The organism is Bradyrhizobium sp. STM 3809, from assembly GCF_000239795.1.
Lineage (GTDB): Bacteria > Pseudomonadota > Alphaproteobacteria > Rhizobiales > Xanthobacteraceae > Bradyrhizobium.
Genome location: NZ_CAFJ01000088.1, coordinates 21,545 through 34,304, shown reverse-complemented (window position 1 = coordinate 34,304; position 12,760 = coordinate 21,545). Strand labels below are relative to the sequence as shown.

The 12,760-nt window shown below is 66.4% G+C and carries 13 protein-coding genes; 6 read left to right on the top strand and 7 right to left on the bottom strand.

Going from position 1 to position 12,760, the window contains the following annotated elements; translation table 11 throughout:
* Positions 1–324 (bottom strand): L,D-transpeptidase (locus BRAS3809_RS04720; protein WP_035655269.1); only part of this gene is annotated, 324 nt, incomplete at its 3' end.
* A gap of 279 nt (positions 325–603) precedes the next feature.
* Between BRAS3809_RS04720 and BRAS3809_RS04715 the strand changes: the two genes are divergently transcribed.
* The 3 genes from BRAS3809_RS04715 to BRAS3809_RS04705 all read left to right on the top strand — a co-directional run bounded on the left by BRAS3809_RS04715 (position 604) and on the right by BRAS3809_RS04705 (position 3,757).
* Entirely contained in the window at positions 604–2,151 is a 1,548-nt protein-coding gene (locus tag BRAS3809_RS04715) for an acetolactate synthase large subunit (RefSeq protein ID WP_008960960.1), read from the top strand.
* Positions 2,152–2,287: 136 nt separating this feature from the next.
* A complete protein-coding gene (locus BRAS3809_RS04710) occupies positions 2,288–2,803 on the top strand; it encodes a hypothetical protein (protein WP_240535597.1) in 516 nt (171 codons plus the stop codon).
* Between the two features lie 129 nt (positions 2,804–2,932).
* Positions 2,933–3,757: a hypothetical protein gene (locus BRAS3809_RS04705; protein ID WP_139017312.1), complete on the top strand. Its 825-nt coding sequence runs from the start codon at positions 2,933–2,935 to the stop codon at positions 3,755–3,757.
* On the opposite strand, the gene BRAS3809_RS04700 is transcribed toward BRAS3809_RS04705, so the two are convergent.
* Entirely contained in the window at positions 3,758–3,958 is a 201-nt protein-coding gene (locus tag BRAS3809_RS04700; RefSeq protein ID WP_008960957.1) for a hypothetical protein, read from the bottom strand.
* Positions 3,959–4,290: 332 nt separating this feature from the next.
* The gene (locus BRAS3809_RS04695; RefSeq protein WP_008960956.1) at positions 4,291–4,662 is read right to left on the bottom strand and encodes a c-type cytochrome; all 372 of its coding nucleotides are present in this window, start codon (positions 4,660–4,662) and stop codon (positions 4,291–4,293) included.
* 197 nt (positions 4,663–4,859) lie between these two features.
* On the opposite strand from BRAS3809_RS04695, the gene BRAS3809_RS04690 reads away from it, so the two are divergent.
* Positions 4,860–6,029, top strand: coding sequence for an FIST N-terminal domain-containing protein (locus BRAS3809_RS04690; protein WP_008960955.1), 1,170 nt, complete (start codon positions 4,860–4,862; stop codon positions 6,027–6,029).
* Complete coding sequence (locus BRAS3809_RS04685; protein ID WP_008960954.1) at positions 6,026–7,378, top strand: hybrid sensor histidine kinase/response regulator; 1,353 nt, start codon at positions 6,026–6,028, stop codon at positions 7,376–7,378. The genes BRAS3809_RS04690 and BRAS3809_RS04685 overlap by 4 nt, the downstream gene beginning before the upstream one ends.
* Here the strand turns inward: BRAS3809_RS04685 and BRAS3809_RS04680 are convergent.
* The 4 genes from BRAS3809_RS04680 to BRAS3809_RS04665 form a co-directional block, all read right to left on the bottom strand.
* Positions 7,332–8,060: a response regulator gene (locus tag BRAS3809_RS04680; RefSeq protein WP_008960953.1), complete on the bottom strand. Its 729-nt coding sequence runs from the start codon at positions 8,058–8,060 to the stop codon at positions 7,332–7,334. The genes BRAS3809_RS04685 and BRAS3809_RS04680 overlap by 47 nt on opposite strands.
* Before the next feature lie 240 nt (positions 8,061–8,300).
* Positions 8,301–8,990: a response regulator gene (locus BRAS3809_RS04675; protein WP_008960952.1), complete on the bottom strand. Its 690-nt coding sequence runs from the start codon at positions 8,988–8,990 to the stop codon at positions 8,301–8,303.
* A 70-nt stretch (positions 8,991–9,060) separates the two neighbouring features.
* A complete protein-coding gene (locus BRAS3809_RS04670) occupies positions 9,061–10,272 on the bottom strand; it encodes a c-type cytochrome (protein WP_008960951.1) in 1,212 nt (403 codons plus the stop codon).
* 145 nt (positions 10,273–10,417) lie between these two features.
* Positions 10,418–12,109 (bottom strand): PQQ-dependent methanol/ethanol family dehydrogenase, encoded by a 1,692-nt coding sequence (locus BRAS3809_RS04665; RefSeq protein WP_008960950.1) that lies wholly within the window; start codon positions 12,107–12,109, stop codon positions 10,418–10,420.
* 341 nt (positions 12,110–12,450) lie between these two features.
* Between BRAS3809_RS04665 and BRAS3809_RS04660 the strand changes: the two genes are divergently transcribed.
* Entirely contained in the window at positions 12,451–12,744 is a 294-nt protein-coding gene (locus BRAS3809_RS04660; protein WP_201767114.1) for a hypothetical protein, read from the top strand.
* The last annotated feature ends 16 nt before the right edge of the window (positions 12,745–12,760 follow it).

The following is a 12,760-nucleotide window of genomic DNA, read 5'->3' as shown; positions in this document are numbered from 1 at the left end:
GGCCGGCCATTCCTTCTTGGCGGTGATGCGATGCACGCCGCTCCAGCGGAACCCGTCGCGGCCGACGCCGATGCCATAGCGCAGCGCCTGGCCATTCGGCAGCACCAGATAGAGCCGTCGCTCCGACGTGTTCACGACGATCGTGCCCGACGCATACTCGCTCTGGAACATCACGGTCTGGCGCGGAATCGGGCTGACGCCGCTCTGGTAGAAGTTCGGCCCGCCGCCGAAGATGTCCCTGGTGTCGAACATTTCCGCCCGCGCCGTTCCGGCGCTGGCCACCGCAGCAATCGCAGCAATTCCCAAAGCAAAACAGCGCTTCATTTCCATCCCCTGGCAAACAACCGAAATCCGTTCGCAGACAGGCCATAAACGGTTGCATTCCGCAACCCACGGCGGCGTGAGGCCGGTATGTGGCGGCGTTCCGTGACCAAAATCCCACGGATAATCGGGCAGCACCCGGACCAACATCCTGTTAGCCACGATGCGGCATGAGCCGTGCGGCGATAGCAGCAATGCGACCGGGCCCTTTGACGGCGCGGGCGAACAATGATTGATCTGCCCGGCATGGCAAATGGTGCGCGGAATCAACGGGAGAATGGGATGAACGGTGCGGAAAGCCTGGTACGGACCCTGGTCGCGGGGGGCGTTGACGTCTGCTTTACCAATCCGGGTACCTCCGAGATGCACTTCGTCGCCGCGCTCGACCGCGTCGAGGGCATGCGCTGCGTGCTCGGCCTGTTCGAGGGCGTGGTCACCGGCGCCGCCGACGGCTATTTCCGCATGAAGGGCACGCCGGCCTCGACGCTTCTCCATCTCGGCCCCGGCCTCGCCAACGGCCTTGCCAATCTGCACAACGCCAAGAAGGCGCGCTCGGGCATCGTCAACATCGTCGGCCAGCACGCCACCTACCATATCGGCTTCAATGCGCCGCTGACCTCGGACATCGAGGGCTTGGCGCGGCCGATGTCGGACTGGGTGCGGACCTCGCCCAGCGCCAAGGCCGTGGCTGCCGACGGCGCCGCCGCGATCGCCGCCGCCAAGAGCGCGCCGCCGCAGATCGCCACGCTGATCCTGCCCGCCGATACCGCCTGGAATGAGGCTGACGGCATCGCCCAGGTTCCGACTGAGACGCAGCGCCCGAGCTACTCGGAGGACGCGGTCGAGAAGGCGGCCAGGATCCTGCATGCCCATGGCCCCGAGACGCTGGTGCTGATGACCGCGGGCGCGCTGACCGAGCAGGCGCTGACCTTCGCCCAGCAGATCGCCGGCAAGACCGGCTGCCGCGTGATGGGCCAGACCTATCACCCGCGCATGGCGCGCGGCGCCGGGCGGTTCTCGATCGACCGCATCCCCTATGTGATCGAGCAGGCGCTGCCGATCCTGAAGAACTACAAGCACATCGTGCTGGTCGAGGCCAACGACCCCGTCGCCTTCTTCGCCTATCCGAACAAGCCGAGCATGCTGAAGGCGGAGGGCACCGAGGTGCACCGCATGACGGCCTGGGGCGAGAACTCCGCCGCGGCGCTCGAGGCGCTCGCCGGCCATCTCGGCGCCAAGGCCGCCGACGTCAAGCCGCAGGCGCTCGCCGAGCTGATCAAGCCGACCGGCGCGCTCAACCACACCACCATTGCGCAGGCGATCGCCTATGCGATCCCCGAGAATGCGATCGTGGTCGACGAATCCATCACCACCGGCCGCGGCTTCTTCCCGCCGACGGCCGCCGCCAAGCCGCATGACTGGTTGCAGAACATGGGCGGCTCGATCGGCTTCTCGACCCCCGTCGCGACCGGCGCCGCCGTGGCCTGCCCGGATCGCAAGGTGATGTGCCTCGTCGGCGACGGCAGCGCCATGTACACGATCCAGTCGCTGTGGACCCAGGCGCGCGAGAACCTCAACGTGGTCACCGTGGTGTTCGCCAACAGGATCTACCAGATCCTGCGCGGCGAGTTCGACGGCGTCGGCGCAGGCCAACCCGGCCAGCGCGCCCAGGACATGCTCAAGATCGACCGTCCGACGCTCGACTTCGTCGCCATGGCCAAGGGCATGGGCGTCCCCGGCCGCGCCGTCACCACGGCCGACGAGTTCAATGCCGCGCTGGCGGAAGCCAATGCGGAGCACGGCCCGCGCCTGATCGAAGTGCAGATGTAAGCCTCCTCGCCCGGCCGGCGGCCGCAAATCGGCCGCCGGTTGATGGCAGCGTCATTGCCGCATTTTGATGGTTGGCGACTCAGCACGAACGCGTGTTGATGGTGACGTCTCCATCGTCTGTTTTTGTTTGGGCGGCATGCACAGCGAATTGAACCGGTTGATCTCCGCGCTGCAGGAGTTCTACGCGCGCGAGCGCTTCATCCTCGACCGCGATCTCGGTGAGCGCGCCTTGACGCATCGGCTGTCCGTGCATCTGGAGCGCAACTTCCTCGGCTGGGACGTCGATTGCGACTACAACCGGCTCGGCGACCGGGCCATGCTGCTGCCGCGCGGCTCGATCGTCTCGACCGACGACGACCTGGCCAAGTCGATCTATCCCGATATCGTCGTGCACAAGCGCGCTGTTCCCGACAACCTCCTGGCGATCGAGGTTCGCAAGTCCAGCAATCACCAGCCGCTGGCCCATGACCGCCACAAGCTGATGGCGCTGACCGACCCGCATCTGTGGTTTGCCTACTGGATCGGCGTCCTGGTGATTCTCGACCGCCGCAGCGTGATCACGCCCGAGGTCTATGTCGGGGCCCGGATCGACCCGGCGCTGTCGGCGTGGTTCGCGGGACGATTGCAGCAGATGGGGCTGTCCAACGCCTGACGGTTGTAGTTCGTTCGCCGGCGCCGGAGAATTTGCGCCCGATTTCGGCCGTCATATTGCCGCGATGCAACCTGGCTGTTACCGCTGATGGAACCCGCCGGGATGGGGCGGATGCGCGGGGGCGGCGTCATGAAGTACATTCCAGAGAGGCTCGACCGGGCGGGGTTCTGGCCGTGGGCGGTTCTGCTCGTGCTCGGGCATCTGCTGCTGTCCTATGCGACGATTGCCGGCGCCAAGCTCGGCGCACTCGACACTCTGGCCGTGCTCGCGCTTTCTCTGGTTGTCGGCGCGCGTTTTCGCGACATCGGCTGGCCGGCATGGGCGGGCATCATGTTCATGCTGTTGACCATGGGCCTGGGACCGCTGGGCGTCGCGGGCTACGCGATCGCCGCCAACCTGCCGATGGCCGCGTTCATGACGCTGATGAATGCCTATGGCTGGATCGTCGGGCCGATGAACCTCGTACTGCTCATCGTCGCGGGTTCGGTGCCGGGGCGCTCGGCGATCGACTCTGCGGGTGATGCCATCGTGCAGGTGTTCGGGTCGGAGGGCGAGAGCGAGCTGCCGCCCGGCGCCGCTTCGAACCATCAGTCGGACTTCGATCAGATGCGCCACAGCCTGCTGGTCAGCGCTGCGGTCATCGCCATGCTCGTGGGTGGCGGCGTGCTGTGGATCTATGCGCGCCAGCCCAGCCCGTCGCAATACTATCAACCGCCGCTGCAATCACCGCAGCAGGCGCAATCATCGCCCGCGCAACGGGCACAGCCTTCCTCCTCCCAGCCCGCGCCGACCTATGCCGGGGGGGGCGGGGCCGGCCGGCGGCGGCGTTGTCCTGGACAAGGCGACCAGCGATTTTCTCCGTCAGCTGCAGGGCGGCTCATCCGCGCGGCCGCGCTAGCTGCCGGCGGCTCGCGCCGAAGCCGCCCCGAACGGGGCGGCCGGCGCGAACGCTGATTACTTCGACATACCGTCGCCCGAAGGCTTCTTGGCCGACTTCTTCTTCGTCTTGCTCATCTTCATGTCGTCGCCTCCGCTCATGGCGTCGCCGCCCTTGGCCGCCTGGCCGGTGGTCGTCATCGGCTTCTCGGTCGACTGGGCAAGAGCTGCCGACGAGACGAACGCGAGGGCGGCGGTGGCGATGATCAGTTTACGCATTGCGGAAAACCTCCGTGGGTTGGAACGCGCGGACCATAGGCGGATTCGATCCGTGGCGATCTGACGCATGAATCAGGAAAACGTGAGAGCCGCGCCCTGCAAAAGCCGCCTTGTCCATTGGACACGGCGAGGGCTGCGCTGCTTTCGTGGCAATGCCGGCGGCGCAGAGCGCCATGCGAAACCGCCTGGCCGATAGCGGCCAGCGCGCGTGGCCGCATCGTGGCGAGCCAACGACAAGGATGTGTTCGTGTGATCGACGGTCGCCTCTCAGCCGCCGGCCCGGCGACGCAATGATCGAGAGCCCGGCTCAGATCACGATCGCAACCGCCGTGCTACTTCAGCGTCGACAGGAAGGCGACGACATCGGCGCGTTCCTTCGCGTCCGCCAATCCCTTGAAGTACATCTTGACGCCGTGAACGTCGCCGCGCGGGTCGGCGATGTAGGCGTCGAGGGCCGCAGCCGTCCACGGCGTCTTGTTGTTCCTCATGCTTTCGGAATAGGCGTAGTCCGGCACCGCCGCCGGCTGGCGGCCGACGACGTTCCAGAGGCTCGGGCCGACCTTGTTGATGCCGATCTCGGGAGAATGGCAGTTCTGGCAGATGCGCTGGAAGATCGTTCTTCCCGCGGCGGGGTCGCCGTCCAGCGCTCGGGCGTCGGATGCGATGGTCGCGAAAGCGACGATGAGAACGATGCGTCGGAGCATGCTATCCCCCATGTTTGACGCGGCGGGCGGGTTCGCGGCCGCGTCGTCAGCCGGCCTCGTATATGATCGGCCGGAAGCCGGGCTCGCGTCCTTGTCCTGGATCAAGTCGCGCGGTTGCCGTTGCGCATCAAATGGCCTAATCTTCTAAAAAAACGAATGAACTGAAACGGGCGCCATGTCGCCCTGGGAGGTGCCCGGTGGCAGATGCCGAGTCTCGGCCGACGCGCCCGTCTGGCGTGATCGCCACGAAGTCGAAGGCCGCGACGGTGGCGGCCGCGGCGGCGGATATCTGCGACCAGTTGCCGGGCGACGGCCTGGCGATGGTGCTGATCTTCCTGTCGCCGCATTACGATCCGCACGACTTCATCGCCGCCATCACGGCGCGCCTTCCCGGCATTCCCGTCTACGGCTGCACGACCGCCGGAGAGCTGTCGCCCGACGGCTGGGAGGACAACAGCGTCGTTGCGCTGGCCTTTGCTGCCGATGATTTCACCGTGGTCACGCAGCCGATCTTCGGCCTGTCGGGCTTCCGCGTCGACGAGGGCCGCCGCCTCGGCAACGAGCTGCGGCAGGAGCTGCTGCGGCACGGCGGCGTTGACGAAGGGGTGTTCGGCCTCGTCCTGATCGATGGCATGTGCCAGCGGGAAGAGGCGATCATGTCGGCGATCCATGCCTCGCTCGACAACATCCCCCTGGTGGGCGGCTCGGCCGGCGACGGCCTGCGCTTCGAGCGAACATGGGTGTTCCATGACGGCAAGGCCCATACCGATGCCGCGCTGCTGATCCTGATCAGGACCTCGTTGCCGTTCCGACCGTTCAAGTGCGACAATTTCGAGCCGACCGCGACCAAGATGGTCGTCACGGAAGCCGATCTCGAGCAGCGCATCGTCAAGCAGCTCAACGCCGAGCCTGCGGCGGAGGAATACTGCCGCGCGGTCGGGATCGCCGATTCCGAACTCGACCCGTTCCTGTTCGCGGCCCATCCGGTCCTGGTGCGCGTCGGCGGCTCCTATTTCGCGCGCTCGATCCAGCGCGTCAGCCCGGACGGCTCGTTGCGCTTCTTCTGTGCGATCGACGAGGGGATGGTGCTGACCGCCGCGCGGTCGCGCAACTCGGTGGCCGCCGCGCGCGAGATGCTGGCCGAGGTCCGCGACGACCTCGGCGAGGTCTCGATCTTCATCGGCTTCGAATGCATCCTCCGTCGCCTCGACGCCGAGCAGCACCAGTTCGCACGCGAGATGTCCGAGCTCTATCGCGACAACCGGATCGTCGGCTTTCATACTTACGGCGAGCAGTACGGCTCGATGCACGTCAATCAGACGCTGACGGGCGTTGCGATCGGCAAGCGCCAGGGATCGCCGCGATGAGCGCGACCAACTCCACCGAGGAGCTGCAGCGCGAGGCGGCCAAGCTCAGGAAGATCAACGCCGCGCTGATGTCCCGGGTCGAACGCTCGATGGACCAGCAGTTCAACGCCTTTTCGCTGTTCGAGACGGCGATCGCGCTGGATCAACAGGTCCGCGAGCGGACGCGGCAGTTGCGCGACGCGCTGCATTCGATCGAGACGGCGAACAAGGATCTGTACCGGGCCAAGCAGCAGGCCGAAGCGGCCAGCTCGCTGAAATCCTCGGTGCTGATCTCCGTGACGCACGATCTGCTGCAGCCCCTCAATGCCGCGCGCTTGACGCTGTCGACTTTGGCGGACGAGGTTCAGTCCGACCGGGGAACGAGCATGCTTGGGCAGGTCGACCGCTCGCTGGCCATGCTCGAGGACCTGCTGCGGTCGCTGCTCGACATCGCCAAGCTGGATGCCGGCGCCTTGCGCCCGGATGTGCGGCCCATCCTGCTGTCGAGCCTGTTCGAGCCGCTCGAACGCGAGTTCGCGCCGATCGCGGCCAAGCGCGGGCTGTCGTTGCGCATCTGTCCATCGTCGCTCGCCGTGGTGTCCGATGCGATGATGTTGCGGCGCATCCTGCAGAACCTCTTGGCCAACGCCCTGCGCTACACGCGCCGCGGCGGAGTGGTGATGGGATGTCGGCGCGGGCTGGGGCCCGGACGTGTTCGCATCGAGGTGTACGACACCGGTCCGGGCATTCCCAAGCCGCAGCAGGAGGCGATCTTCCTCGAATTCCAGCGCGGCCAGCCGAGCGCGGAGGATCAGGCGGGCTTCGGGTTGGGCCTGTCGATCGTCCGGCGCTTCGCCAACGCGCTCGATCATCAGGTCCGGTTGGCATCGCGGATCGACCATGGCTCGACGTTCACGCTCGAACTCGACCGGGCGGACCCCGCGGCCGTTCCGCCCGAGCCGCTGCCGGTGGATCAGATCCAGCAGGACTATAGCGGGCTCGAAGGCGCCAGGATCCTGCTGATTGAAAACGACCCGGCCGGCGCCGAGGCCATGGTCAGCCTGCTGGAAAAATGGGGCTGCGACGTCATGGCGGCGGTCTCGTTGCAGGACGCGGTCGAACGCCTCGGCGTGCTCGGCGCGGTGCCCGAGACGATCATCGCCGATCTGCACCTGGACGGCGACGAGAGCGGAATCGTCGCGATCCGCGACCTCCGCCAGGTCATCGGCAGCGATGTGCCGGCGATGATCGTGACCGCCGACTATTCGGAGGCCGCGGCGAAGGAGGCCAGCCTGTACGGGCTGGAGATCCTGACCAAGCCGGTCAGGCCGGCGGAGCTCCGCGCGCTGTTGTCGTTTCTGCTGAACTGAGCGGGGCGGATCCCTCCGCGGCGTCGGCCGGCGCGCGCGCCGCGCCGATCAGGTTCACGAAGTCGATCTTCTCCATTTCGATGATGGCCTGGGTCCGGCTCGCGACCTGGAGCTTTCGCAGTATATCCGAGACATGGACCTTCACCGTGGTCTCGCTGATCCCGAGCTCATAGGCGATCTGCTTGTTCTGCAATCCGCATCGGATCTGATCGAGCACGCGCAGCTGCTGCGGTGTCAGCTCGTGAAGCCGCTTCAGCAGATCCTGCGCGGGAGATCTCGTCCGGCGCGCCGGCGCGCCGCCCTGAACGGCGACGTCGCCGCGCAGCACGCTGTCGATCGCTTCGGCCAGCTGTTCCTTGGATGACGACTTCGAGACGTAGCCGGCCACCCCCAGCGCGAGGACATGGGCGACCAGCCGCGAGTCCTGGTGAGCCGAGACCACCAGGATCGGCGTTCTCGGCGCCGCTTTGCGCAGGCGGATGACGCCGGAGAGGCCGGTGGTGCCGGGCGTCGAGAGATCGAGCAGGATCAGGTCGAATCGCGGGGGTGACGACAGAACGTCGATGGCCTTGTCGATGGACGTCGCCTCGCGCATCTCGGCCTCGGGCAGCGCGACGCGGATCGCATTCTCCAGCGCCTCGCGAAACAGCGGATGGTCCTCGACGATCAGCAACCGAGCCACGTGCCTGCACTCCCCCCGCCGGATCGAGATCCAGTCTCATCGAGATCCAGTCTCATCGCGATCCAGTCTTGCAGTGTCACGGACTGCCATTCGCCGCGAATTCTTGCGCATCGTCGTCGAGCGAACGGCAGTGCCTGAGCCATAGCGATAGCGCGTTGCACCCGATCAATCAACGCATGCCGTCGACGCTGCGACGTCGCACGGGGTCGCTTGTCGCGTCGCAGCAATCTGGGTTGCCGGCTACTGCTGCTTCCTGCGCGCGGCGGTGCGCGGGCCCAGGTGCTCGGTCGGAAGGTGCAGATCGATCTTGCCGGTTTCGACGACGGCCTTGTTGCGGCTGTATAGGCGGAGCTTGCGCAGGATCTCTGTGATGTGCGCCTTCACGGTCGATTCCGCGAGCTGCAGTTCGCCGGCGATGTCACGGTTCTGGTAGCCGCGCCGGATCAGATCGAGAACGCGAAGCTGCTGCGGCGTCAGCTGCGCGAGGCGCGCCTGCAGCGCGCGGGACGAGCCGTTCCCATCGCGCTCCGCGGCCGGGACGAAGTCCTTGGGCACGGAGACCGAGCCGCTGAGCACCCGCTCGATCGCCGCTGTCAGCTCACGCTTCGAGGTCGACTTCGGCAGATAGCCGGCCGCCCCGAGCGACAGCGCTTCGCGCACGACATGCTGGTCCTCCTCGCTCGACACGATCGCGACCGGAAGCCGCGGATGCGCGGCGCGAAGCTGCAGGAATCCCGAGAAGCCGGTGGCATCGGGCAACGTCAGGTCGAGCAGCGCCAGGTCGATGTCGGACTGTGATCCGAGGATGTTGAGTGCATCGGCAATCGACAGCGCCTCGAAGATCTGCGCATCCGGAAGCGCCAGCCGCACGGCGTTGCCGAGAGCTTCGCGAAACAGCGGATGATCGTCGATGATCAGGAAGCGCGTCATGTCCGGCTCTCGATTGCCACCCGCACGCTCCGGCCGACCCGTCCGATCGTGCCGGTCCGCGTGCGCGCCCTCAATTGGCCGTTTCGGACGACTGCACGGTCAGCAGGAACGTATAGATGCTCTCGAACTGGTCGTCGGTAAAGACCTCCTTCCAGGCGGGCATGCCCTTGGAGGGACGGCCCTCATGCACGGTGGTCCAGTACTTGTCGCGCATGTCCTCGCCGTAGCGGGTCTGCAGCCGGCGCAGGTCGATCCGTCGTTCGGACTGCACGGCGTCGGGCCCGTGACAATGCGCGCAGGTGCCGTTGAAGATCTCCTTGCCGAGCGCCACGGCCTCGGGGCCGGCATCGCGCGGGCGGGTCTCCGCAATCCTGATCGCCGGCGGCGCGGCGGCCGGCTGCCGCACGAACGGAGCCGGACTGCCGAGGGCGGCCAGCCGGATCGGAGACGACGCGGCGCCGAGCCTGATCGGCGGGGCGTTCGGCAGGCCGTATTTGGCGGCGAGCTCCGCGATCCGTCGCTCGAGCTGCGGCAGCGCTGCGTCGACCTGGTCGCGCAACTGCGTGGAGGTTCGCGCGAAGCCGATCGCGGCATCCCACGACAGACCCGCGCCCTCGACGGGCTGTACCCGGAAGCGGCCTTCGTAGGCCGTCTTGTTCAACCAGCCCGCGACCGGGCCCCACACGAAGGCGACGTCGGCCTTGCCCTGCTCGAGAGCCGCCATGCCCTCCTCGGGCGTGAGCACCGTGACCTTTTCGATGTCATCACGCGTGGCGAGCAGATTTTGCGGCGTCGTCTGATACTGGACCGCGACACGCTTGCCGCGGAGATCGTCGATGCCGTTCAGGGTGAGCGTCGTGCGGCTGACGAGCGCATAGGCTTCGGTCATGATCTTCTTCGAGAAGATCACGGCGGGTCCCATGAAATCGGCGGACAAAGGCAGGCCGATCATCGCGTCGCACTGCTTGCCGAGCAGCGTCACGCGGACGGTGCGCTTGCCGAAATAGGACTTGTACCAGTCGTATGCGACCGGCCGACCGATCTGCTCCGACAGCGCCTGGCCGATCTCCAGGTAAAATCCGGGCTGTGAAGGATTGTCGCTCGAGAATGGCAGATTGGTCGGATCCGCGCACAGGCGCAGCGGGTCCGGCTGGCTGGCCGATCCTGGCGCCGCAGACGCGAGCAGGGCGGACGCGGCCAACGCGAGCAGCATCGTCGCACGTGATGACAATTCGGCGCTGGCCCGCCACTTCGAGCCGGTCTGACGACGATTCGGGCGCATCCTCGATCCCTCCGATGATTGTTGTTTGTTCGTCGGGCCCGGCGCGGTCGTGAAGGCCGCGCCGGGCCGTTGTCTCAGCCAATCCAAACAGGCTGCGGGGCCTCGCGCCAGCCGCGATCGACCGCGCGAGGCCCGTCGTTCGCGGCTATTGGACCGCGAAGACGAACAGCGAGCCGCCTTCGGGCGCGGCGGCGGTCATCTTCTTGCCGACCTCGCCGAGGAACGCAGGCAGCGAGGCGGTGCGGCCGACCACGACGGCGACGTACTGCTTGCCGTCGACCGAATAGGTCACCGGCCCGGCGCCGATGCCTGAGCCGAGATTCTTGCTCCAGAGGATCTTGCCGGTCTTGGCGTCGACGGCGCGGAAGTCACCGTGCAGATTGCCGGAGAACACCAGGCCGCCCGCAGTCGCGAGCGTGCCGCCGTTGAACGGCAGGTCTTCCTTGATCGACCACACCTTCTTGTTGGCGACCGGATCCCAGGCGACGAGCTCGCCGAGGAAGCCGCCGGGGCCTTCCTTGGTCGGGAATTCGGCGCCGAGATAGAACACGCCGCGCTTGTAGGCGACGTCGCTGACCGCCCAGTCCATGCAGACATTGTTGGTCGGGATGTAGACCAGGCCGGTATCCGGGCTGAACGACATCGGCTGCCAGTTCTTGCCGCCGATCAGGTTCGGGCAGATGTCCTTGGCCGGATGTCCCGGGCCCGGGCGCTTGTCCGGATCCTCGACCGCGCGCGAGGTCGCGACGTCCCACTTCTGCGCCCAGTTGGCGAAGACGTATTTCTCGGCCGAGATCACCTTGCCGGTCTCGCGGTTGGCGACGAAGAAGAAGCCGTTGCGGTCGGCCTTCATCAGCGTCGGGACGGTCGCGCCGCCGATCTTCAGGTCGGCCAGCAGCGCCTCGTTGACGCCGTCATAGTCCCAGGCATCCGCGGGCGTGCCCTGGATGTGCCACTTGATGGCGCCGCTGTTCGGATCGATCGCCAGAGTCGAGGCGGTGTAGAGGTTGGTCAGCTTGCCGAAGTCGCCATTGCCGGTCGAGCGCACGGCGGTGTTCCAGGGGCCGGGATTGCTGGTGCCCCAATAGACCGTGTCGGTCTTCGGATCATAGGAGCCGACCAGCCAGGCCGCACCGCCGCCGTGCAGGCCGGTGTCGCCCTTCCAGGTGTCGCTGCCGGGTTCGCCGGGCGCCGGAACGGTGTAGGTCTGCCACAGCTGCTTGCCGGAGTTGAGGTCGAAGGCCTGCAGCGAGCCGCGCACGCCGTACTCGCCGCCGCCGAAGCCGGTGATGACCTTGTCGCGCACCACCAGCGGCGGCGAGGTGATGACCGAGCCCTGCTTGTAGTCGACCACCTTGGTGGTCCACAGCTCCTTGCCGGTCGCGGCATCGAGCGCGGTCAGCTTGCCGTCGAGCCGGCCGACGAACAGCTTGCCTTCGGCGAAGGTGACGCCGCGATTGTTGACGTCGCAGCAGGCATATTGCAGCACGTCGTCGGGAATGTCCGGCTCATAGGTCCATTTGCGGGCGCCAGTCGCGGCGTCCAGGGCATAGACGTATTTCGGACCCCAGGAGCTCGACACGTAGAGCGTGTTGCCGATCACGATCGGCGAGGACTCGTTGGAGCGCAGCGAGGCCAGCGAGAACGAGTAGACCAGCGACAGCTTGCCGGCGTTCTCGGTGTTGATCTCCTTCAGCGGGCTGAACCGGGTGTTGCCGTAATCGTGCCCCGCCATCGCCCAGGCGCCGGGCTCGCTGGCGGCCTTCAGCGCCGAATCGTTGGCGCGGACGCCGAGCGTGCCGGCAACGAGGAAGGCGACGGTCGAGATGCCAGCCAAGAATCTCCTGCTCGTGAAATTCATCAATTCCCTCCGCATGTATCGTTGTTGTGGTCGTGTGGCACTTCAGCGCCACGCCCCCGATGTGCAGTCGCGCTGCAAGCATCGACGGCGATTACAGCACCAGCTCAGCCGGGCTCTCATAGGCGGAAGGTAGTAGGCGAAGGCCGCGGCGTTGATCGACGATTCTCCAGCCGTTTCGTGGGCTTAGGGCAAATTCCGGCGGCGAAGCGGCGCCGGCTGGATGCGAAAAGGGCTACCCGCACCGGTATCGGATGAGCTAACAACGCAATCGCGTCGATCTGTGCTCGCAGCGCAGCGCCAGAAGCTCGGCGTCGACTATGGCGACGTCGTCCTTTTCGACGGCGCGCCGATCACCTATCACTGCTATGGCGAGCTGCGACCCGGATCTCGATCACGACAGGCATGAGCGACTCGAGAAGCATGTCGTGAGAGGGAAGATCGCAGCGCCGTCCGACATGGACCCCGCGGCACTGCTGGAGCGCATCGATCAAGTGATTGCGGCACAGGAGGGTTCTTGCCAGCTCTATTCGCCGGACCTTTGTGAAGCGGCCGGACTGGCCGAGCGAGCGGCAATCGATCGGCGACGCTTCGATTTGCTGATGAGGAACTAGAGGCGGGAGAGACTTC

Bases quoted from the DNA above. Each gene is read 5' to 3' on its own strand.
- BRAS3809_RS04715 (WP_008960960.1), top strand. From the start codon at position 604: ATGAACGGTGCGGAAAGCCTGGTACGGACCCTGGTCGCGGGGGGCGTT.
- BRAS3809_RS04710 (WP_240535597.1), top strand. From the start codon at position 2,288: ATGCACAGCGAATTGAACCGGTTGATCTCCGCGCTGCAGGAGTTCTAC.
- BRAS3809_RS04705 (WP_139017312.1), top strand. From the start codon at position 2,933: ATGAAGTACATTCCAGAGAGGCTCGACCGGGCGGGGTTCTGGCCGTGG.
- BRAS3809_RS04700 (WP_008960957.1), bottom strand. From the start codon at position 3,958: ATGCGTAAACTGATCATCGCCACCGCCGCCCTCGCGTTCGTCTCGTCG.
- BRAS3809_RS04695 (WP_008960956.1), bottom strand. From the start codon at position 4,662: ATGCTCCGACGCATCGTTCTCATCGTCGCTTTCGCGACCATCGCATCC.
- BRAS3809_RS04685 (WP_008960954.1), top strand. From the start codon at position 6,026: ATGAGCGCGACCAACTCCACCGAGGAGCTGCAGCGCGAGGCGGCCAAG.
- BRAS3809_RS04675 (WP_008960952.1), bottom strand. From the start codon at position 8,990: ATGACGCGCTTCCTGATCATCGACGATCATCCGCTGTTTCGCGAAGCT.
- BRAS3809_RS04670 (WP_008960951.1), bottom strand. From the start codon at position 10,272: ATGCGCCCGAATCGTCGTCAGACCGGCTCGAAGTGGCGGGCCAGCGCC.
- BRAS3809_RS04660 (WP_201767114.1), top strand. From the start codon at position 12,451: ATGGCGACGTCGTCCTTTTCGACGGCGCGCCGATCACCTATCACTGCT.